We start from the raw sequence: 20638 nt of genomic DNA on the forward strand, positions 1-20638 counted from the left end.
AAGCTTCTCACCCGAAACTCAGGCTCCCTCCACTACAACACCGCCTCTACTGAATTCTGCTGCCCGTTACATCCTGCCCATTATGCAGTACTTTGGCCAGGTGGAAGGTCTGGAAAGTCTGCAGCAGTATTTCCTGCTGGGCTTCGGAACACTCGGGGTGGAAGTAGACAAAATAAGGAAGTGAATTTTTTCCTTTTCGCAGGTACTGTTTTGGAGCCGCAGCATGCACCACCAGGCCCATCAGTTGTCCGCCCCACATGATTTCCACCGCATTCAGCAGGTACGGATTAGTACGCATGGTAAATGTTTTCCCCTCCAGGAATCCTTCCAAAGATGCCCACGGATGGTAGACACGGTGCATCGAACGTGTCTCCTGCTGTAAAGGCGAATCGGTATTTGCATTTACCCTAAAAGAAAATTCGCCTACCTTACCATTCCGCTCGTCTTTCAACCTGAACTTGATGGGTTCGGACCATGTGATCGCACCCAACGCTTTTTTGTCGGTCAGCACCGTGTTTAATGAATAATGTTCCTCCTGTTCAGGCGAAAACTGAGAATAAAGCTGGAAATGCTTGTGAAGTTTCCCTACTTCGTAGGCAGGAGGTATACCAACCTGGTACCCTATATCTGTAAACCGTTTCTCCCGGAAACCAAGCAAAATACCATGCCGGTCCGACTGCCGGGAAGCTATTAATGGCCGGTGCTTTGTGAAGGTCAGCAGCCGGAGAATCCGCATTTTATAAAGGTAATCCCCGTAGTCGTTCGGAGCCACTACTTTGTACGATACCGCCTGGTCTATAAAAGCGGCGTAGCCACCGAAGGCCTGCCGTTCAACTGTCATTTCCTGCGCCTCCTTTTCCTGCCCCAGCGCCAGCGCTACACTGCTGCCCACCGCCTCTGCCAACTTGTCTTCGCTCAGCGGGAAGCCTTCGTACACCGTAGCACCCGCTGCATTCAGTTGGTCCAGGCCAAACGGTATGGCAGGAATGTTTACATGCACCTTTCCCTTATTTTTAAACAGCTTTTTGTTATCCTTACCCCGGGCCACCACCTTGGAGAGTATCTGGAAATTATCTTTTTTCCCGCTGAATACATCCACAAGTTCAACAGACAGGTCGAGCCGCATATCATATGCCTGCCGGTCTACGTTCTTTTTGGCTTTGTACAAGTCCTGGAAATCGGTCATGACTGCCCTGGGATCTTTGGTAGCAGCTACTTTATCGAGGAACATGATTTTCTTCTGCCCGTTCAGGTATGTTACTTCCACAGGCCCGAACCGCTCCTGCAGTTTCTGCTCCAGCTGTTGCAGGAACAAGGCTTCGTTCTCTGGCTTACTGAAAGGATTAACCGCTACCTCTGCATAGCTGTTATCGATCCGGATAGACTGTATCAGTACTCTTTTCTGAGCAAAAGCAGTTACTGAAAAAAACACGAGTACTAATGTAAATAAACGCATCCGCTTACATGCTTTAAGTTTTGAACCAGGAAATAATTGAGACTAAAAAACTAAAAATGAGAGGAACAAACCTGGCAGGAATATATAAAAAGCATATCCTTTCAGATTTATACTTATTAATAAAATATTACTCAACATTCATACCAGTTGTGCTACAGCTGCTGCCTATTTTTTTAGGAGAGGGAGGCGCGTCTGCCTGTAAGCAACAGCAGCGGGAATGGTGGCTGGTGCAGCAGCTATCGGGAAGTAAAAAAAGGAGCCTGAGCAGCACAAGAGGCCGCTAACAGGGCTGTTCAGCATTATTAGAGCTACAGGGAAGGAAGGTCACTCACTTTTATATCCTCGATTTTTGTTTCGGATACTTTGTCTAATTTACCAGCCTCGAAAGCGTAATCAAGACGCGCCGGGGAGATGCGCCGTTTGGTTGTATAGTAATTGTAATCCTGGAAACGGATACCGCCTACCTCGCGCGGATTTACAGCTTGGGCAAAGCGGTTGCCCTTGCCATCGTTGCGGGGCGAATAAACCAGGTAATCCAGGGTATGGTGCTGCCGGTGAATCCAGAGCAGGAAGCTTCCCGCCGGGTGCGAAACACGTTTCCCGCTACGGGCCGGAAACGTAATCCGGACCTTGTGATAGGGCTGGCCGTGCAGCCTTACATTTCCGATGTATTTCTGCTGCATGTCGGCATCCTGTAAAACATAGGGCAGCATCACCAAAAACACCACCGACCTGATAGAGTCGCTGTAAGCCTGCACCTCGTCCTGCCCGAGCGGCACCTCCTGATCGTTAATGGTCCGGGTAAAGCTGTTGCCCGTCAGCACATCGTAAACCCGTTCGCCATTCCCGTTCCGGAACGTGCGGCTGTACAGGGAGGCATCGCCATCGCGAAGCACACGGTAAAGCACGTTCTCCTGTCGAAATGAGACTACACCCGCATCCAATTGCTCCCAGCCATGCGCCGATATGGCCTCCTCCATCACCTGCTCCACCTCCGGCTTCTCCGACCAGCAACCGGCAAAAAAAATTGTAACAAAAAGTAAACAAAGCAGGCTAAGCTTCGGGTGTAGCTTTACGGGCTGATGCAGCATCTTCAGTGATAAAAATTTATACTCAAAGATACTTAATTACAGCTTAACAACAGGAACATCCCTTAAAAAGAAAACCGCTCCTGCACCACTTTCGGGCACAGGAGCGGAAATCGAAACCAACTTTATTTTTTATTTGCGTGCCGTTACATCAAACGACACGGTAAATTCGTCGGAAATAGCTTTGTCGCCGAGGTTATCGAAGAAGCTGGTAGAGCCGTAACGCACGTCGTACTTGGAGCGGTCTACGGTTACATCGGCTTTGGCTTTGGCCACTCCATTCTCAACAGAAATAGTAGCCGGGAAATCGACTTTGTTTGTTTTGTCCTTGATGGTCAGGTTGCCTTCCACATTATAGTTAGGCGCGCCGGCAGCGGCGCCTGCAATTGGCGTCAGGTTCGTCAGTTCGAACGTAGCGGTAGGGTATTTCTCCACACCAAAGAAATCGTCAGACTTCAGGTGACCAACCAGTTTGTCGTTGTACTCTTTGTCGGTGAGGTCGGTGTTGGAAATTGTAGCCATGTCCATCACGATCGTGCCGCCGGTTACCTGGCCATCTGCTACTTTCAGTTCCCCGCGCTGCACTTCAATTTCGCCGCGGTGCTCTCCGGTTACTTTGGTACCATGCCATTTCACGTCGCTCTGCTCCGGCACTACGTTATAGGTCTCGCCTTCGGCAGTAGCAGGCGCTTCGGTAGCAACAGTAGTTTCGGTTGTTTCGGCAGTTTCGGTTGTGCTGTCGCCACAGCCTGCGAAAACCAGCGCAGCGGCCAGTGATGCTAAAAATGCTGTCTTTTTCATAATCAGATTACGTTTATAGGATTGAAATTAATTGTTTGCTCTTATCTTATCCAGCAGCCCGTTCAGTTGCTGCGCTTCCTGTTCGGTCAGGTTCTTCACGCCTGTGCCTGTACCTCCTTCACACATATCCATCTCCTGCAGCAGGTCCAGCCCTTTTTGCGTGATCAGCACGTCTACGGTGCGCCTGTCGTTGGGGCATTGCTTGCGGGTTACCAATTCCTTGGCCTCCAGCTTGTCTACAATACGCGAGGCGTTGGAGGTTTTGTCCAGCATCCGCTCAATGAGCAGGCTTACCGTAACCGGCTTCGGGTGCTGGCCCCGGAGTATCCGGAGAATGTTGAACTGCGGCAGCGTCAGCCCGAACGGCTTAAACAGCTTGTGCTGCGCCATCTGCAGCCAACCCGAGGTATAAAGCAGGTTGATGTAGGCTTTCTGGTACTCACTTTTAAAGTGCTGCTGTTTTATTTCTTCTTCTATTTTCATGGTAAGCTGTACTTCGCATGAAGTTCAAATTTTATGTACATACATATACTGTACAAACATTTAACCTGGAAAGTTTCAACGCAGCTGCAATAAAGCAGCAACTAAATTACAAAACTACTGTTTCAGCGCTTTTCAGACAGCTTTTACGCAGAATTGCTGCCATTTAGCCCAACTGTGGTTCTAAAAAACCTTTCTGCTCCTGCCACCATAGCCACTGCTCCTGCTGTTGGCGCCTGCATACTTCCAAAATAAAAACCGCCCCGGCTCAACTAAGGGAGCCGGAGCGGAATTAGAAAAAGCAGGAAAAGTAAAGCTTACTGTTTCGCAGAAACGTTCAGCGAAATAGTAAAATTGTCGTCGATGGCTTTGTCGCCTAAACTATCGAAGAAGCTGGTAGAGCCATAACGAATGTCGTACTGGGCACGGTTTACGGTTACATCGGCTTTAGCGGTTGTCACGCCATTTTTAACCGTGATGGTAGCCGGAAACTCAATCGGCTTGGTAATGCCTTTGATGGTCAGGTTGCCTTTTACGTTGTAGTTTGGCTTACCGGCAGCTGCATTTTTCACAGGAGCCAGGCTGTTGATTTTAAAGGTAGCCGTAGGGTATTTGTCCACGCTGAAGAAATCATCGTTCTTCAGGTGCGCGATCAGTTTCCCGTTGTATTCTTTATCGGTGATGTCGGTGCAGGTGATGGAGTTCATATCGATTACGAATGTACCACCGGTTGGCTTGCCATTGCTTACCAGGACCTGGCCTTCTTTTAAGCTGATCGTACCCATGTGCTCGCCGGTTACTTTGGTGGCATGCCACTTCACTTCGCTCTTGGTCGTTTCCACTTTATAAGCTGCTGCTTTGGCAGGTGCTGCCACTTCTGTCGTTACGGCAGCTTTACCGGCATTGGCGTTTTTGTTGCCTGTGAACGCTGAGAATACAAGCGTTGCGGCAAGAGATGCTAAAATTGCGGTCTTCTTCATTTTAATTGTGTTTTGGTTGTGTTTTGTTCTGAATGATGTTGCAAATATATGTACATACATTTAATGTACAAACACATCACAAGAAATAAAGTTCACTCCTGTCATAAAAATATGACGGTCAACTACTTTAATTTCATCATAGCCATCACAAAACACCTTCCAGCAGCAGGAATCGGGGAGGTGTAGCACAAAAAAAGCTCCGTGCCTCTGCAGACACGGAGCCTAAATTTATTTTGTCCAGGTTATTACCTCAGCTGGTAACCGGGTACCTGGCGCCGCTTGCTTATAGTGCAGCAGCCTGCTGCGCCACCACGTTCAGCGAAACCGTAAACTCATCGTAAATGGCCTTGTCGCCCAGGTTTTCGAAGAAGCTGCTGGAGCGGTAGCGGATATCATACTTGGTGCGGTCTACGGTTACATCGCCTTTCGCAGTAGCTACACCGTCTTTCACCGTGATAAGTGCCGGAAACGTAACAGGTTGGGTAATGCCTTTAATGGTCAGGTCGCCCACTACGGTGTAGTTCGGAGTACCGGCAGCTGCTTTTGCGATGGGTTTCAGGCTGGTGATTTTAAAGGCGGCAGTCGGATGCTTGTCAACACCAAAAAAATCATCGTTCTTTAAATGGGCTCCTACCCTGCCGTTGTCTGTACAAACCAGCGAAGGCATATCGATCACAAAAGAGCCACCTGTTGGTTTGCTGCCGCTTACCAGGATCTGGCCTTCGCGCAGGTTAATGGTGCCGTAGTGCTCGCCTGTTATTTTCTTTGCATTCCACTTCAGCTCGCTCTTTTCGACTACTACCGCATATGACTTTGCTTTTGCAGCAACAGCCACCGCTGCAGTACCATCAGGGGCGGGTGTATGTTTGCTACCCGTAAATGCTGAAAACACAAGCACAGCGGCCAGCGAGGCAAGAATCAGATTCCTTTTCATTTCCTGTTATATTGCTAAGTTTATTAAGTTTTTCAGTCCCTGATTTTATCCAGCAGCCTGTTCAGCTCCAGTGCTTCCGCTTCGGTCAGGTTGGTGAGCCCAGCGCCTTTGCCCTCGTCGTAGCTGTCCATCTCCTTCAGCAGGTCCAGCCCTTTCTGGGTAATCAGCACATCAACGGTGCGCCTGTCGGTAGAACACTGCTTGCGCGTTACCAGCTCCTTGGCCTCCAGCTTATCCACGATGCGCGAGGCGTTGGAGGTTTTATCCAGCATGCGCTCAATAAGCAGGCTGATAGTTGCCGGTTTCGGGTGCTGCCCCCTCAGAATCCGGAGGATGTTGTACTGGGGCAGCGTTAGCCCAAAAGGCTTAAACAAGGCACTCTGCTTCAGTTGCAGCCAACCCGATGTATAAAACAGGTTGATGAGTGCCTTCTGGTATTCGTTTTTAAATACAGGTTGCTTTATTTCGTCTTCAAGCTTCATACATTGAGATCGGTATGATGGTATTTGTGGTAAAAGGTTTAATCGTATTCCTGTAAAAAATGGTTTAAGTTAAGTCCCGGGACTGAAATTCCCGTCTAAAAAGCTTTCTGCTGCTGCCACCACACCCTTTGCTGCTGTTGCTACCCGGTTCTTGCCTTAGCGGAGGCAGCAAAACCGGTGCAGGAGCAACCAGCGCGGCCGTAGCGGATGCCGGCGTTTATTTCAGATACAGAAAACCATCTCGTTCCTGCACCAGGCCAAAAGGATCTTCTTCTAAAATCAGGAAACCGTCCAGGTCGGCAAAATCAAAACCGCTGCTCAGCTGCATGGCCGACCAGATACCCAGCGACGTTTCGATCATGCAGCCAATCATGGTCTTCATACCCAGCCTGCGGGCTTCCTGCAGCAACCGGATCGCATTGATATAGCCGCCGGCTTTCATCATTTTTACATTGATGCCGTGGAACTGCGTACGCAGCATCTCAAAATCACCGTCATCAATAATCGACTCATCGGCGATAAACGGCAAAGGACTTTTATCTTTGATGGCGGCGTAGGCGGCAGCATGCGAGGCAGGCAGGGGCTGCTCTACAAACAGGGCGCGGCTGGTATCGATCTGCTCCATAAAGACCATCAGCTGATCCGGGTCGGTCCAGCCTTCGTTGCCGTCAATCACGATGGGGCGCTCGGTAAACTTGAGCACTTCCTGCACCAGTTCCGTTGCCTGCTCCGGGTTTACTTTCACTTTTAAGCTGCTGAAGCGGTTCAGGTTGTTCATCCGGATAAAATCTGCCACTTCGCCGGGCTCCATGATCGGCAGCGAGATACAGGTTGGCTGCTTCCCGGGCGGGTCCTGGCCCAGCAGCGTGTACACCGGTATGCCTTTGTGCTGGCAGAAATAGTGAATGTAAGCCGACTCGATGGCAAACCGGAGCGAATTAACAGGCTTGTGCTCCGTCAGGAGTTCCAGCAGGTCCTCTACCGAGCGCACCCGGGGCAAGCCAGCTTTCAGCAGCACCTCGTACTGCTGCAGCAAAACCTCGGCTGTTTCGTCGTAGCGGATGTTAGGCGCAGCCTCCCCAAAGCCGCTGTACCTCCCATCGGAAACCTGCACCAGGAAATTTATTTTTTCGTTGCTCGCACCCCGTGCTATCTTCCAGGTATACTTCAGTTTTAAGTGTAGGGCCTCAATCCGCCAGTTCAGCATAGTAATCTCTAGTGATAAGTTCGCAACTTCTAAGTTGCACTAAATTAAATTAATAAACTAAAATTTGTTACTCCCGACGCTACAAAAAGATTCCCGTTTTGCCGGTTTCGCGGCACTTTCTGTTAGTACAGCTGCAGCTCTCCTGTTGTTGCGGCTACCTCCTCCGGCAGGTAAAAACGGCGCGTGAAACGCTCGCATCCCGATGGCCGGAAGGGCCGTAATTTTCTGCTGCACTACCCACCATAGCCTCAGCTGCCCATGTGCCCGAACAAATCCTTTCCTAACGCTCCCCTAAACTCCTAATCGCCTCTAAACAGGCAGGTTACGGCAAAGCGGCAGCCAGGTTAAATATATACTTTTCTACATGTTTTATTTGTAAAAGTTATAAAATTTATTCAAATTACTCCATTAAGGCAACTAATACGTCCTCACTGTTTCACTTATTAATTAATTCTGTGCACTTATGAAGAAAATGTTCAAAATCCTGGGTTTTGTTTTAGTGGGCATCGCTGTCGCAGCTGCTGCAGGTGCTATGTATGTTCGTTTTGCGTTACCGAATGTAGATCCGGCCCCTGCGCTCACTGTTGATAAAACCGATGCCCTGGTAGAGCGGGGCAGATACCTGGCAAACCACGTAACAGTCTGCATCGATTGCCACTCCGAACGCGACTGGAGCCGTTTTTCCGGTCCAATCAAACCACACACCGAGGGCAAAGGAGGCGACATATTCGACCAGAACATGGGCTTTCCGGGCACTTTCTACGCACGTAACATTACTTCCGACCCCGAAACAGGCATCGGTTCCTGGACCGACGGCGAAATTTACAGAACAATTACCACAGGTGTAAACAAAGACGGCGAACCGCTTTTCCCCGTAATGCCCTACCAGTCCTACAGCCAGATGCACGAAGAAGACCTCCGGGCTGTTATTGCTTACATCCGAACGCTGGCACCAATCAAACACGAAGTACCTAAGTCGGAACCGGATTTCCCGATGAACTTCATCCTGCGCACCATTCCAACCAACCGCAAACCCGTTGAAAAAACAGCACTGGACAGCCCCGTGGCCAAAGGAAAATACCTGGTTACGATCGGGGCCTGCGCCGACTGCCACACGCCGCGCGACAAAGGCGAACCAATTGAAGGCATGTACCTGGCAGGCGGCATGGAGTTTAACCTGCCAGCCGGTGTACTGCGCTCCGCCAACCTTACGCCCGACAAAACAACAGGCATCGGTAACTGGTCAGAAAACGATTTCGTTCAGCGCTTTAAAGCCTACGCATCGCCCGAAGCAACAGCGCACCAGCTTAGCCCAAGCGATTTTAACACCATTATGCCCTGGCAAATGTACGGCGGCATGGACGAAAGCGACTTAAGCGCTATTTACAGTTACCTGATGAGCGTAGCGCCAAACAACCACAAAGTGGAAAAATTCACACCTGCTAATCAGGCGCTGGTAAAAAAATAGCATACCTCTTCAAACAACTTCCGAAAGCCATCGGCCCCGTGCCGGTGGCTTTTTTTGTTTTAGTTCTTTGGGCTGCACACTAGCATTGGTTAAGGAACAGCAGCGGCTGTGGTGGCAGGTGCAGTAAACTTATTTCAGCGCCAGGCACAGAAAAAGAGAAACTTCCCACTATTGTTGCCAGTAAAAAAACAAGCCTGTTCCGTTAAACCTACTGCACCCCTTACAGTCTTAGAATAAAACACTTAACCGAATAAAGCTTATGAAAAACACATTACAACAGGTGCTGCTGTTCCTCTTCATCAGCAGCATGAGCATAGGACTGGCAGTTGCCGGAAAACCTGACCCCAACCTACGCAAAGAAGCGCACCAGCAAGTAATGAAGGAGATGCATGCCTATGTGAACAAGCAGGTAATGCCGGTGCTGAAAGACCAACGCAGGCAGCTCGACAAACAAATGACGGCAGCCGACAAACAAAAAGTAGAGCAACTGCGCCAGGAGCTGAAAAAGCTGGAAAGCCAGCGTAGGCAGTTTTTGAAAGAGGGCTTAAAACACAGGGAATCGCAAATGGGGCCACGCCAGGATGGTCTAAAACAGCGTCCTGTTCTAACCGACGAGCAGAAAGCGCAGCTACAGGAACAGCGTGAAACCAGGCACCGTATTTTTGAGGAGGCCAACACAATTGCCCTTAAATACAAACCCCAGCTGGAGCGTATTCGGAACGAGGTTTCCTCCCACAGAAATACCTGGGAAAAAGATATGAAAGCCATTGCCGACGCTAACGCACCGCAAACAGAAGAAGGCTTCAGGCACAGGCCGCCGCATCACTTTGGCAAAAGAATGCCGTTCCAGCACCTGATGCGTCCTGCACACTTTGTGCTCTGGGATGTAAAAGAAATGCCTGCAGCCGGCGAAACGCAAACCATGAACAGCCTGACGGTGTATCCGAACCCCAGCACAACCAGCACCACGGTTAATTATGTAGTTGATACGGCAGGTCCTGTTAAAGTTACCTTACTCGACAGCAGCGGCAACAGCGTCCGGGTACTGGTAGACCAAAAGCAGCAGACAGGCGCGTTTTCAGAGGAAGTAAATGTACAGCACCTGCCCAACGGCATCTATTTTTACAGGATAGAAACCGCCGACGGTAGCCAGACGCTCCGCTTCTTAAAAAAATAAGAAAAAAGTAGTGCTCCAGAACAAGGGCCGGTACCAAAGTGCCGGTCCTTGTTTTTAGGTACAAAGCAGCTTTTGCGTATCTTTAACACATGACCGCCACCGTATCTACCACCTGCTTCCATTCGCCCATTGGTTACCTTATCATAACCGGCTCCGACAAGGGCCTCCATTCCCTCACCTTTTCCGACGAGCCCGTTCTCTCCGATACTACCGGGCTACCCGCCCCACTGGCAGCCTGTGTGCAGCAACTTTCTGAATACTTTGCTGGCAGCAGGAAGGTGTTTGATCTGCCTCTTGCGCCTGCCGGCACTCCTTTCCAGCTCCAGGTGTGGGCGCAGCTGCAAAGCATCCCCTTTGGCAAAACGGCCTCTTACCTGGATGTGGCAAAAGGTCTGTCAGCTGAAAAAGCTATCCGGGCGGTTGGGGCTGCAAACGGCAAAAACCCGCTCTGCCTCCTCGTGCCCTGCCACCGTGTAATCGGCAGCGACGGCAGCCTGACGGGCTACAGCGGCGGCCTGTGGCGGAAAAAATGGCTCCTGCAGCACGAAGGCTTTTTAAGCCCGCAGCAGCAGCTTACCCTCTTTTAGCCTGTTCCTTCAGCCTTTTAGTTAGCGGCTTAACAGCTTACTGCGGCAGCCACCACACCCACTGCTGCCCTTTAAAATGCGTGCCGGTTTATTTCAGAAAAGTAATGTTGAACATCGGGTCGGCATTAATTTTCTGGCTGCGGATACTGTCGCGCAACATCCCTACCAGCCGTTGCTTTAACACCTCATCCGGAATAGAATCGGAGCGGTTGTAGAGGTTTAGCTCACAAAGTACGGGATTTTTGTCGGGCAAGGTGCCCCTGGTAAAGGTGGACGTTACTTTTATCGTTTCGATGTAAGCAATAGGTTTCAGGGCTGAACGGATGCTTTCCGTTACCTGCGTGCTGAGGCTGGCCTTCTGCAGCGACGGCTGACGGGCAAATTGCCAGTAGAGCAAGGCCGCCAGCGCCAGCACCGATACCAGCATCGAAAACCGGAACACATTTTCCTTGCCATCGCTGAAGCGTACTCCCTTTACCGTTACCTTCCCTACAAACCGGAATACAAGGGCGGCAGACAGCTGTATGCCCGCCAGCTGTAACAGAATCAGGAACACACCGCTTCTTACCAGCTGCCAGTTGCCAAAAGCAGCCGCCATGCCAATAATACCAGCGGGCGGCGCCAGCGAAGCAGCCACCAGCATGCCAACCGCAGCACCCGAAACAAGGCTGTCGCGCTCCGACTGCACCAGGTTGATTCCTCCGGCAAAGCCTGCCACCAATGGCAGCAGCACCGCCACCTGCGATACATGGCTGATAGATACCATCATCTGCGTGGCAAACTTTTGCCCAAATACCAGGCTTAATAAAAAGGAGACCAGCACAGCCGTTCCAATCGAGAGAAAATAGCGGATCAGGCTCTGCTTGAGCAAGCCTGCTTTACCGGAAGCGGCGGCAAGGGCACTGTTCATGGCCGGACCGGCAAAGGGAGCGACCAGCATGGCAGCAACCAGCAAGAAGCTGGTGTTCGTGTAAAGTCCGATCCAGGCAATTATTCCTCCGGCTATTGCATAACTTACCAAGCCGAACTTAGAACCAACGCTCTGGATGCCCCCCAGGAATATTTCCAGCGGACTTCTGTAGGAAACATCCGCCACCTGGTCCGGCGCCTCGTCCTGCGGCGGGTAAAGCGTAACGATACCCCTCGGAATCAGCGTTATTTCGGCTTCTTCGATATCGCTGATTTGCCCGATGAAATTGCTTACTTCCTTGTTGTTGAGATGTACTGTTACCCGCTCTCCCTCCTGCTCAGTCTCCAGGGTCAGGTTCTTGCCATCCAGCTGTCTGGCTTTTTCAATCACTTCTTCGCCACGACCAGCCGGTACTTTCAGTATAAGTCTCCGCATAGAATGGTGTTTTTACCCTTCATACGAAATTGCCGGAACTGGTTTAGTAAATTTTAAAGCTAAAAGAAGCGGAAGAAACCGTTACTCCGGCATACTGCTGTAACGGTTTACCTCCACCGTAGCCGCCTGGCCCGGGTTCATCACAAGCTTAAAAATGTAATCATATTCCGTTTCAGGGATGTGTGAAAGTTTTATTCTGGCACCAAATTCTTCCATCAGCGGCAACAGCGTGTTGGAATGCCCGGCAATAACTACCGTTTGCCCCTGGTATTGCTGCAACAGGCGCTGCTTCAGGCTTTTAAAGTCGTTCGCTTCATACACCTGCAACTGCAGATTTCTTGCCTCCGCCAGCGGTTTAAGTGTTTGCTGCGAACGTTTGTACTTTGTTGTGTAGAGTGCGCCTACCTGCTCCCCGCTTAGCAATTCTTTGAGTGCTTCAGCCCTGGCATGCCCCTGCGCCGTCAGCTCAGGGTCCTGTTCCGTGGGGTTAGAGGTATCTTTTTCAGCGTGGCGCACCAGGTAAACTGTAACAGGTGCTGCTGTGGTGTTGGTATCAGCTGCTGAGGCAGTTTCAGTTTGAGGTTCCCGGCAAAAAACGGTGGTACACAGCAGCAGGGCAAGCAGTAGGTATTGTAAAAATGGAATGCGCATAGGGTTAGGAAAAGAAGTGTAAAGAATAGATAGTATGTTCGCTTAACATCTTCGGGATTACGTTAACCTTACCTCTCGCACTTATCCTAAAGCGTTTATCAAGTTACAGAAAAAAGGGACAGCCTGTGTTTTCCTGAAGACGTCGTTCAAAAAAAAAATTGTCTGTTCGGCACCTTTTCCAGCGTTGCCTTTACCTGACAGATTTCTGAAGGAAGCTTAGCTTCCGGCTTACCTGCTGTAGCCATTCCCGCGCCATCAGTTCATGCCCTGCAACAGTCGGATGGACGCCATCCCAGATCCAGTAATCGGCTGGTGCTTTGCTGACGGCCTGGTTAAACATCTTCTGGAACGGAACAAACACGGCGTTATGGGCAGCGGCCAGCTTTTTTACAACTTGCTGCCGCTCCAGCACATCGGTATGCCAGGCTTGCCAGTTATCTTTTACCTTGCCCACCGGGAGAAGAAACGGCTCACAGAGCACGAGCAGGATGTCCGGGTTCTGTGCTCTTGTTCTGGTAAGCAACTTGTCGTAAACTTCCGCATACTGCCCCACCGGTACCGGATTATGCTGTTCTACAACAGATGCGGCATCATTCACGCCTACCAGGATGCTGAGTACATCCGGCTTCAGGGCCAATGTATCCGTGTCCCACCGATTCTCCAGGTCAGTTATTTTGTTGCCACTGATGCCCCTGTTAAAAAAGGTCAGCTTCTTCTCCGGGTGATCGGCCCCTACCCGGCCGGCAACAGCAAAGGCATAGCCATGCCCCATGATGTGATTTGGGTCCTGATTGCGGCCCCGTTTCCCGTCTGTTATGGAATCCCCCTGAAACAGAAATACCAGGCCCTCCTTTTTTAAGCCGTCTGCCATATCCTTACCAACGGCACGCACCGGCACCGGCAGGCAGAGCGTTGCAATACCAGCCAGTGTCATGTTTGTTAAAAAACTTCGTCGCGACTTTTTCATAATCATATCATTTAGGATGTAGGCAATTGCAGGAAACAAAGCTATTCCAGCAACCACACAGGCTGCTGGAATAGCATGTTGTTTCTACCGCTGGTCAGCCTGGTAAGTTTTCGGGTACCGAAAAGGAGCAGAGGCAATGGTGGCTGGTGCAGCAGAACTTTTCAGGCCATTTTCTTTAAAAAAACTTTCCATAAGCATTCAAAGGCCCATAGGGCAACTCGTGAAACAAGCACAAATGTTACCGGATAGTTAGCTCGTACTTTTTACCGGGCTTCGTTCTAAAGCTGGTGATGTATTGTACCTGGTCGTTGAGTTTGGTTGGCTCGCTTGTAAACTTCGCTCCCTTCACCGCTACTTTCTCCTTTGTACGGAGTTTGCAATCGGCCCCCGCCCTGGAGGTGATGTAGGCTTTGGTGAGCTTGCCGTCTTTCCAGAACATTTCCACTTCAAAATTGCCGCGTGCTACCAGGCCTTTCACGTGTCCGTCTTTCCAGGCGGAAGGCAGGGCAGGCAGCAGCTGTACCTCGTCGAGGTGGCTTTGCAGCAGCATTTCGGCAATACCGGCAGTGGCTCCAAAGTTACCGTCTATCTGGAAAGGCGGATGCGTGTCGAAAAGGTTATTGAGGGTGGAGGTTTTGAGCAGCTCCTGGTACATTTTGTAGGCATGGTCGCCGTCGAGGAGGCGGGCCCAGAAGTTTATTTTCCAGGCTTTGCTCCAGCCGGTGCCCCCATCGCCACGCATTTCGAGCGCTTTGCGGCTGGCATCGGCCAGGTTCCTATCGAGCAGCGGCGAAATCTGGCGGCCCGGGTGCAGGCCGAACAGGTGCGATACGTGCCGGTGCTCCGGGTCTTCGTCTTCCCAGTCGTCGTACCACTCCACAAGGTTGCCTTTACGGCCAACTTTGAGCGGGCTCAGCTGGGCGCGCTTTTGTTTCAGCATAGCAGCGTAGGCCTGGTCGATGCCCAATATTTCGCTGGCTTCAATCATGTTGGTGAACAGGTCCCAGATAATTTCCATGTCCATGGCAGAGGCAATGGTCACGGTGCCTTTTGCCCCGCTGGGCAGGATGTACACGTTTTCGGGCGAAGTAGAAGGCGCTGTAATCAGGTGTCCGTCTTTCTCTACGAGCCAGTCGAGGCAAAATTCGGTGGCGCCTTTCATGAGGGGGTAGGCTGTTTCGCGCAGGTATTTTTTGTCCTGAGTAAAGCGGTAATGCTCGTAGAGGTGCTGGCTCAGCCAGGGGCTGCCCAGCGACCAGTTGGCCCATTTGGGGTCGCCGCCGCCCTCGCCCACGGGGTTTGTTTGCGCCCAGATGTCGGAGTTGTGGTGGAGGGCCCAGCCATCCATGTTGTAGTAGTTGCGGGCAGTTTCTTTACCGTTCTTTGCCCAGCGTTTAATCTGCTCTATCAGCGGCTCCGTCAGCTCCGACAGGTTGGTAGGTTCTGCCGGCCAGTAGTTCATCTGCACGTTGATGTTGGTGGTGTAGTTGCTGCGCCAGGAGGGACGTATCTGGTGGTTCCAGATGCCCTGCAGGTTGGCGGGGATTCCACCGGGCCGGGAGCAGGAAATAAGCAGGTAGCGACCAAACTGGAAGTACAGCTCCTCCAATGCCGGGTCCGTGGCTCCCTTTTTATACGCCGCCAGCCGCTGGTCGGTGGGCAGGTTTGGGGCAGGCTGGTTGGTGAGGGAGAGCGAAAGCCGGTTGAAGTAATTCTGGTAATCCTTCACGTGGGCTGCCTTCAGCTTCTCGAAGCTTTTCTGCTGCGCCGCCTGCAGGTACCGGATGGCTTCTGCCGCTTCGTCTTTGCCGTCTTTATCGGGACATTTGTCGTAGCCGTTGTAGCTGGTGGCACCCGATACGAGCAGCAAAACTTCGGTAGCGTCTGAAACAGTGAGTACACTATCGGCAGTGGCAATGGTGGCACCCGGCGCAATGGCTTTTACCCGGAACTGGTACCGCATGCCGTTGCACTGCAGGCTGTCTTCATCGATAAGCGGTTTCGGATTGCGCCGCTCGTCGTTGGTGATGCGGGCTTTGCCGGTCAGCACCAGTTCATTTTCAGGTGTTACCTGCTTGTCAAACTTCAGCTCGTGGTTTACGCCAACCGAAAAATTAAGCGCCTTAGGTTTGCTGGCTTTCAACCGGATAACAATAACCTGGTCCGGGGCCGAAGAGAACATTTCGCGGGTATAGTCCACGTCCTCTACCGTAAAGCGTGTGGTAGCAATGGCAGTTGTAATATCGAGGTCACGGCGGTAGTCAGTGGGCTCCCCGCGCAGTTCCTGCTTCAGGAGAATGTCGCCGAGCGGCTGGTACATCTGCGTGTTCGGCCCCTGCATGCGGCGCAGCAGGCGCACCGCCTGACCCAGGTTTTCTTTGTACAGCTCATCCCGCACTGCCTGCAGGTGGTTCACCGCATCCGGGTTTGGGTTTGGGTCCACAGGACCGCCCGTCCACAGGGTCTCCTCGTTCAGCTGTAGCAGTTCCTCTCCTGCTCTGCCGAATATCATGGCGCCCAGCCGTCCGTTGCCGATGGGCAGCGCCTCGTTCCAATCTTTAGCAGGTTTATCATACCACAGCACCAGCTCTTTCTGCTGGGCAAAGAGGCAGGGTGCGAAAAACAGCAAGTAAGTTAAGAGGAGCAGTTTCTTCATTTTGGAGTCACTTATGATGCTGCACCTGCAGCAAATGTAAGATATCCTCAAATATAGAAAACTGAATATTACTTACTATCCTGCCCTAACAGGTGTTAGGAATGTCTGAATCAGGATTAACAGAATTTTAAGATTTTCAGGATTGATGCCGGTAATAGAGGTAATCTTGAGCAGAAGTATATTTCAACTTTCTGATTTCTTGAAAGGAGATAAAAATCTCTGAAATCCTGTTTCACCTATAATCCTGAAAACCCCAAAATTCTGTTAATCCTGATTCAGACAAAGTTTAGGACCTTTTAAATTTATCGTTGAAAATCAGCTTGTACTGTAAGCTTTGACTTCCGAAGTTGATTAGCAGCCCGATTGGGAAGTTATAGGCTACTGTGTAGTTTTTTGCCTGTGCCAGGTGAACGTCCTCCAGGTTTACGAGCGCTTTGAGTTCTACCATCACTTTTCCCTCTACTACAAAATCTGCTCGCCTGGCACCTACTTCAATTCCTTCGTAATAAATGATGTGCTCCTGCTCCCGGTCAAACTTTAAACCGGCCTTCTCCATTTCAATAGCCAGGCAACGCTGATAGATTACCTCTTGAAAACCCGCTCCCAAAGTGCGGTGTACTTTCATAGCACAACCAATAATTTTATACGTTAGCTCCTCCTGTACCTCATTCCGGCCTTTCGAATAATTTCTGTTTACGCGACTGGGCTGCTCCATTTTTTGCTTCTTTGTCTGAATCAGGATTTACGGAATTTTAGGATTTTCAGGATTGGTTTGTAAGCAAAGTATCTAAAGAATTAACTCATTACTATTACAAATTATGTGTTTGTTGGAGCTGGCGCGTCAGCTACAACGAAAGAAAAAAGCGACCCAATAATCCCGAAAATCCTAAAATTCCGTAAATCCTGATTCAGACAAATTAATTTCAAACTAACTGTACCCTCAACCGCTCATAATCAATCTTGGAATTATGGCGCGGGTCGCGGGGAATTTTAGAAACAAACCGCACCTCAAACTGTCCCGCCTGCGTTACCTGCTCCTGTACAGCTGCTTTATCGGCACCCGGCTTTAGCTCCAGTACTGCCGTCAGTTCGCCGTTCAGCTGCAGGACCGTTCCCATCTCCACACCAGCCAGGGAGCTGAAGTAGTTTTCGTAAAGGAAGGGGGCCAGCAGGTTGCCGTTGGTGTGGAGGAGGGTGCTGCAGCGGCCGGTCAGGTAGAGTTCGCCTTTTTCATTTAAGTAGCCGCTGTCGCCGGTGCGGTGCCAGCATTTTTCGCCGATAAAGATTTTATTCTGCTTCAGCGCCTCCTCGTTGTTCAAATACTCCTGCAGCACATGCGGACCAGCCACTATGATTTCGCCAATCTGTCCTGGCCGGAGCTGCAGTTGGGCCAGCTCCGCTTCGCTCTCACAAGCTATCGCTCCCACTTTTACCTGAACGATTCTGACTTCGGCTTTGCGGTAAGGTGCACCAACTTTCAGCCCCTGCTGCAGCAGATCATCCTTCTCCAGGAGCAGCGCCGTTGCCGTAATGGCGCTGATGGGCTCTGCTTCGGTAGAGCCGTACACTATCTCTATTGTCGCCTCCGGGAAAGCCTGCACATAAAGGGCTGCCTCTGCCGGGAAAACAGGTGCGCCACCCGTGAACAGCTTCTCCAGCGAGGGAACGGCAACAGCATGTTCGATGCAGTACTTTGCCAGCTGCTTCACAAAGAAAGGTGAAGCCACCAGCCGCGTTACCCGGTGTTTCTGCAGCTGGCGCACTACTTTTTCCGGTTTCAGGCTGTTGGGTTTGCTGGCTTTGAAATCGGCGATGACGGAGGTGCAGCCAGCGCCCAGGTTGATGAGCAGCACGATGGGGAGCACCGGCATGTCGATGTCGTCGGGGTGCGGGTCTATTTTTTCGAGCAGGGCCTGGAACTGCTCGTGCAGAAACCCATGCGTGCGCTTGGCGGCTTTCGGGGTGCCGGTGCTTCCGGTCGTGAAGGTGATAAGCGCGGTATCAGAGGCTGTGGTGGGAGCTGCAGTAGCGTTCTTACGGCTGTTTTGCTTATAGCCGGTGCCGAGTTTGATGGGAATTTTACGCAGTTCCGACGTAAAAAGCGCCAGTACCCGGGCTTTGAAAATACCGATAAAGGCCTGGCATTGCGCCACCTGGCAACATGCCTCCAGCCGCTTTTTGCTCACCCACTCATCCAGGAAAACCGCCGTAGCCCCTATGTGGAACAGCGCCAGCACGATGCGGTACAAATCAATGCTCATCGGCACGAACAGCATCACCCGATCTCCCTTGCCTATGCCTTTTTCGGTGAAGTAAGCCGCCGTATCCAGCACCTGCTGCTCAAACTCCCGAAAGGTTACCTGCTGTTTTTGATGGATGATGGCGATAGTATCGGGATGTCTTTTCGCGGCTTCGAAAAAGTGCCGGACGATATTGAAAGGCTGCGTCATTTACCTGCCGGTTTCGTTGATGCGTTTGATGTTGGCCATGTTCTGCTCAAAAATACTTTGGATTTCGTAGGCGGCAAAGTAGGTTTTTACCTGCTCATACAGCGTCGGCTCCGCATCTTTAAAAAAGACGGTGAAGGTGAGGCGGCATTTGCTGTTGCTAATTGGTTCGTACAGTTGCTCTGTTGCCAGGTTGGCTGCCGTCATCGGGAAGTTTTGCAGGTTATAAATGGTCAGCTGCCGCTTCTGGTTCGGCACCACCTCGGTAATCAGCTCGTCCCACTGCATGCCCTGCTCATCCTGCTGACAGAAACAGCGGCGCCTGCTGCCCGCAATGCCATCCGGGAAGCTGTCGTTGTTCAGCGGCGTGATGTGGTTCACGAAAACCGACCAGCGTGTCGCATTCGCCGAGTTCCCCAAAAACCGGTACACCGAATCGACAGACGCATCTATTTCCACGGTGTTCGTAATCACTTTGTAAGGATAGCCTGCTGCCTTGCCAAACGGACTGAAGTAAATCATGCCAGCCAGTGCGGCGACGAGCAACAGCATGGCAGCGGCCACAACCTTGTACAGCCGGGTAGTTCTAAAGTTCTTTTCCATAGAGGGTATAGCTTTTATAGACGTTGCCATGAAACGTTTTGGAAGTAACCGTAGAGGCACCTGTCGCAATGGTAAATGCATGAATCAGGGAACGGTAGCTTTTCGCTTTTGCCGCGCGCATGATTTGGTTTCCCAGCACCTGCCCCAGCCCTGCCCACTCTTTTGATTCGTGGCGGGCCAGCGTTTTTACCACCAGGCTTTTTTCGGATGTGTTGTAGAGGTCGTCGTAGCAAAAGATAAGCCCGATGATGTTCCGCTCCGGGTCCTCCGCCAGCAGCACATGATCGGGCGTAATGATACGGGCAGCTTCGAGGTACTTCTTCCGGAAACTCTCCCAACTAATGGGTGTGTACAGAAAGTTGCTTTTGAAGGCACCCGTGATAAAAGGATACAGCCGCGCCAGCTCCCCCTCGTAATCGGCCATGTGGATAGGCCGGAAGGTAACACCCGCTGCCATCAGTTCCGCTTCCCGTTTTACAATAGCCGGATGGTCGCACACCACATCCGTATCCAGGCTGGAGGTGTAGCGGGCAACGGGGCTGAATCCGGTGGCGGCAAACTGCTGGTTGTAGTACAGGTGATGGTAGGGTTCCAGCAAAAAATTGGCGTGGCTATGGTGACTGCTGAAGCGGTAATTGTCCCAGGTCGAGCCGTTCATGGGCCCCAGCAGGTATGCTGCACCAGCCTCCATTGCCTTACCTGCTACATAATTCAACATCGCCTCCGCCACTTCCTCCTCCTCCACACACTCGTAGTTGCCCACACAAGCCGCCTGCTTCCCCTCGTACACCAGGTTTGGATTCCTGTAAAGGGCAGCCCGTGCCTTTGGTTCTCCGTCCACCGTCAGCACGAAACAGGTATCCAGGAACTCCTGGTTCAGGTTGTCGGATTGGGTATGGCGAAGGCTGTCGGCGGGATACAGGCGTTTCGGCAGCTCCTCGAAGAGATAAAAGTTGGCGTCGCCGGGGGTGGTGTGGAGGATGTGCATCTTGTCTCGACCTTTGATTAACGGTGATTTAACTGATTTCTGTGATTTTTGTCTGAATCAGGATTTGCGGGATTTTTGGATTTTCAGGATTCTTGAGCGATACTATGGTGTAAATTCTGATTAGTAATTTGTCCCCCTTTGAAGCTAATCTTGTAGGGAAAAGTTTGTATTATAAAAAATATAAATTGTTTTTTTTATAAGTATTTTCTAACGCCAGTTTGAGCGTAGTAACATTATCAAAATAACCTCAGCAACTCAAGGGTGTATTCTGTAGTTTAATTCAGGTATAGTCGGGTGATAGCTTATTCTGCTTGCATCCAC

20 protein-coding genes are annotated in these 20638 nt (G+C 51.0%); 4 read left to right on the forward strand and 16 right to left on the reverse strand.

All coding sequences use genetic code 11. The annotated features are described in order from the left end of the window. Positions 1-46: 46 nt before the first annotated feature. On the reverse strand, positions 47-1456 hold the full coding sequence (locus DCW36_RS19700; RefSeq protein ID WP_128396997.1) for a hypothetical protein: 1410 nt from the start codon (positions 1454-1456) through the stop codon (positions 47-49). Positions 1457-1476: 20 nt separating this feature from the next. Between DCW36_RS19700 and DCW36_RS19705 the strand changes: the two genes are divergently transcribed. Then, the gene (locus tag DCW36_RS19705) at positions 1477-1740 is read left to right on the forward strand and encodes a hypothetical protein (RefSeq protein ID WP_125185509.1); all 264 of its coding nucleotides are present in this window, start codon (positions 1477-1479) and stop codon (positions 1738-1740) included. Positions 1741-1764: 24 nt separating this feature from the next. Here DCW36_RS19705 and DCW36_RS19710 read toward each other — a convergent pair whose 3' ends face one another. From DCW36_RS19710 to DCW36_RS19740, 7 genes are all read right to left on the reverse strand, one after another. Next, positions 1765-2547, reverse strand: a complete 783-nt coding sequence (locus DCW36_RS19710) for a DUF6503 family protein (RefSeq protein WP_128396998.1) — start codon at positions 2545-2547, stop codon at positions 1765-1767. Positions 2548-2676: 129 nt separating this feature from the next. Next, a complete protein-coding gene (locus DCW36_RS19715; protein WP_114784090.1) occupies positions 2677-3345 on the reverse strand; it encodes a YceI family protein in 669 nt (222 codons plus the stop codon). A gap of 27 nt (positions 3346-3372) precedes the next feature. Beyond that, positions 3373-3828, reverse strand: coding sequence for a MarR family winged helix-turn-helix transcriptional regulator (locus DCW36_RS19720; RefSeq protein ID WP_114784092.1), 456 nt, complete (start codon positions 3826-3828; stop codon positions 3373-3375). 314 nt (positions 3829-4142) lie between these two features. Continuing rightward, positions 4143-4805 (reverse strand): YceI family protein, encoded by a 663-nt coding sequence (locus DCW36_RS19725; RefSeq protein ID WP_114784094.1) that lies wholly within the window; start codon positions 4803-4805, stop codon positions 4143-4145. 283 nt (positions 4806-5088) lie between these two features. Then, positions 5089-5739, reverse strand: a complete 651-nt coding sequence (locus DCW36_RS19730) for a YceI family protein (RefSeq protein ID WP_114784096.1) — start codon at positions 5737-5739, stop codon at positions 5089-5091. A gap of 32 nt (positions 5740-5771) precedes the next feature. After that, on the reverse strand, positions 5772-6221 hold the full coding sequence (locus tag DCW36_RS19735) for a MarR family winged helix-turn-helix transcriptional regulator (RefSeq protein ID WP_114784098.1): 450 nt from the start codon (positions 6219-6221) through the stop codon (positions 5772-5774). A gap of 217 nt (positions 6222-6438) precedes the next feature. Beyond that, a complete protein-coding gene (locus DCW36_RS19740) occupies positions 6439-7428 on the reverse strand; it encodes a dipeptide epimerase (protein WP_114784100.1) in 990 nt (329 codons plus the stop codon). A 463-nt stretch (positions 7429-7891) separates the two neighbouring features. Between DCW36_RS19740 and DCW36_RS19745 the strand changes: the two genes are divergently transcribed. The 3 genes from DCW36_RS19745 (at position 7892) to DCW36_RS19755 (ending at position 10660) form a co-directional block, all read left to right on the forward strand. Continuing rightward, positions 7892-8896, forward strand: a complete 1005-nt coding sequence (locus tag DCW36_RS19745; protein WP_114784102.1) for a c-type cytochrome — start codon at positions 7892-7894, stop codon at positions 8894-8896. Positions 8897-9155: 259 nt separating this feature from the next. Next, positions 9156-10073, forward strand: coding sequence for a T9SS type A sorting domain-containing protein (locus DCW36_RS19750; protein ID WP_114784104.1), 918 nt, complete (start codon positions 9156-9158; stop codon positions 10071-10073). 89 nt (positions 10074-10162) lie between these two features. Then, entirely contained in the window at positions 10163-10660 is a 498-nt protein-coding gene (locus tag DCW36_RS19755) for a methylated-DNA--[protein]-cysteine S-methyltransferase (protein ID WP_114784105.1), read from the forward strand. A gap of 88 nt (positions 10661-10748) precedes the next feature. Here DCW36_RS19755 and DCW36_RS19760 read toward each other — a convergent pair whose 3' ends face one another. From DCW36_RS19760 to DCW36_RS19795, 8 genes are all read right to left on the reverse strand, one after another. Then, positions 10749-12005 carry a DUF389 domain-containing protein gene (locus tag DCW36_RS19760; RefSeq protein WP_114784107.1) on the reverse strand — a complete coding sequence of 419 codons (1257 nt, stop codon included), beginning with the start codon at positions 12003-12005 and terminating at the stop codon, positions 10749-10751. Positions 12006-12086: 81 nt separating this feature from the next. After that, on the reverse strand, positions 12087-12656 hold the full coding sequence (locus tag DCW36_RS19765) for a SixA phosphatase family protein (protein ID WP_114784109.1): 570 nt from the start codon (positions 12654-12656) through the stop codon (positions 12087-12089). Between the two features lie 190 nt (positions 12657-12846). Beyond that, positions 12847-13623, reverse strand: a complete 777-nt coding sequence (locus tag DCW36_RS19770) for an SGNH/GDSL hydrolase family protein (RefSeq protein ID WP_240676250.1) — start codon at positions 13621-13623, stop codon at positions 12847-12849. Positions 13624-13861: 238 nt separating this feature from the next. Continuing rightward, positions 13862-16279 (reverse strand): glycoside hydrolase family 95 protein, encoded by a 2418-nt coding sequence (locus DCW36_RS19775; protein WP_114784111.1) that lies wholly within the window; start codon positions 16277-16279, stop codon positions 13862-13864. A 286-nt stretch (positions 16280-16565) separates the two neighbouring features. After that, positions 16566-16994, reverse strand: coding sequence for a GxxExxY protein (locus DCW36_RS19780; protein ID WP_114784113.1), 429 nt, complete (start codon positions 16992-16994; stop codon positions 16566-16568). 208 nt (positions 16995-17202) lie between these two features. Continuing rightward, on the reverse strand, positions 17203-18729 hold the full coding sequence (locus DCW36_RS19785) for an AMP-binding protein (RefSeq protein WP_114784115.1): 1527 nt from the start codon (positions 18727-18729) through the stop codon (positions 17203-17205). Next, complete coding sequence (locus tag DCW36_RS19790; RefSeq protein WP_164891197.1) at positions 18730-19329, reverse strand: SRPBCC family protein; 600 nt, start codon at positions 19327-19329, stop codon at positions 18730-18732. After that, positions 19313-20317 (reverse strand): hypothetical protein, encoded by a 1005-nt coding sequence (locus DCW36_RS19795; protein WP_114784118.1) that lies wholly within the window; start codon positions 20315-20317, stop codon positions 19313-19315. Before DCW36_RS19795 ends, DCW36_RS19790 begins: the two co-directional genes overlap by 17 nt. Positions 20318-20638 lie beyond the last annotated feature (321 nt).

The sequence above is a fragment of the Botryobacter ruber genome (assembly GCF_003347595.2).
Taxonomy (GTDB): Bacteria; Bacteroidota; Bacteroidia; order Cytophagales; family Hymenobacteraceae; genus Pontibacter; species Pontibacter ruber_A.

Excerpts from the sequence above, each read along its gene's own strand:
- DCW36_RS19725 (WP_114784094.1), bottom strand. The coding sequence starts at position 4,805 with ATGAAGAAGACCGCAATTTTAGCATCTCTTGCCGCAACGCTTGTATTC.
- DCW36_RS19740 (WP_114784100.1), bottom strand. The coding sequence starts at position 7,428 with ATGCTGAACTGGCGGATTGAGGCCCTACACTTAAAACTGAAGTATACC.
- DCW36_RS19720 (WP_114784092.1), bottom strand. The coding sequence starts at position 3,828 with ATGAAAATAGAAGAAGAAATAAAACAGCAGCACTTTAAAAGTGAGTAC.
- DCW36_RS19775 (WP_114784111.1), bottom strand. The coding sequence starts at position 16,279 with ATGAAGAAACTGCTCCTCTTAACTTACTTGCTGTTTTTCGCACCCTGC.
- DCW36_RS19710 (WP_128396998.1), bottom strand. The coding sequence starts at position 2,547 with ATGCTGCATCAGCCCGTAAAGCTACACCCGAAGCTTAGCCTGCTTTGT.
- DCW36_RS19790 (WP_164891197.1), bottom strand. The coding sequence starts at position 19,329 with ATGGAAAAGAACTTTAGAACTACCCGGCTGTACAAGGTTGTGGCCGCT.
- DCW36_RS19750 (WP_114784104.1), top strand. The coding sequence starts at position 9,156 with ATGAAAAACACATTACAACAGGTGCTGCTGTTCCTCTTCATCAGCAGC.
- DCW36_RS19715 (WP_114784090.1), bottom strand. The coding sequence starts at position 3,345 with ATGAAAAAGACAGCATTTTTAGCATCACTGGCCGCTGCGCTGGTTTTC.
- DCW36_RS19755 (WP_114784105.1), top strand. The coding sequence starts at position 10,163 with ATGACCGCCACCGTATCTACCACCTGCTTCCATTCGCCCATTGGTTAC.
- DCW36_RS19700 (WP_128396997.1), bottom strand. The coding sequence starts at position 1,456 with ATGCGTTTATTTACATTAGTACTCGTGTTTTTTTCAGTAACTGCTTTT.
- DCW36_RS19770 (WP_240676250.1), bottom strand. The coding sequence starts at position 13,623 with ATGAAAAAGTCGCGACGAAGTTTTTTAACAAACATGACACTGGCTGGT.
- DCW36_RS19785 (WP_114784115.1), bottom strand. The coding sequence starts at position 18,729 with ATGACGCAGCCTTTCAATATCGTCCGGCACTTTTTCGAAGCCGCGAAA.
- DCW36_RS19765 (WP_114784109.1), bottom strand. The coding sequence starts at position 12,656 with ATGCGCATTCCATTTTTACAATACCTACTGCTTGCCCTGCTGCTGTGT.
- DCW36_RS19745 (WP_114784102.1), top strand. The coding sequence starts at position 7,892 with ATGAAGAAAATGTTCAAAATCCTGGGTTTTGTTTTAGTGGGCATCGCT.
- DCW36_RS19730 (WP_114784096.1), bottom strand. The coding sequence starts at position 5,739 with ATGAAAAGGAATCTGATTCTTGCCTCGCTGGCCGCTGTGCTTGTGTTT.
- DCW36_RS19760 (WP_114784107.1), bottom strand. The coding sequence starts at position 12,005 with ATGCGGAGACTTATACTGAAAGTACCGGCTGGTCGTGGCGAAGAAGTG.
- DCW36_RS19780 (WP_114784113.1), bottom strand. The coding sequence starts at position 16,994 with ATGGAGCAGCCCAGTCGCGTAAACAGAAATTATTCGAAAGGCCGGAAT.
- DCW36_RS19795 (WP_114784118.1), bottom strand. The coding sequence starts at position 20,317 with ATGCACATCCTCCACACCACCCCCGGCGACGCCAACTTTTATCTCTTC.
- DCW36_RS19735 (WP_114784098.1), bottom strand. The coding sequence starts at position 6,221 with ATGAAGCTTGAAGACGAAATAAAGCAACCTGTATTTAAAAACGAATAC.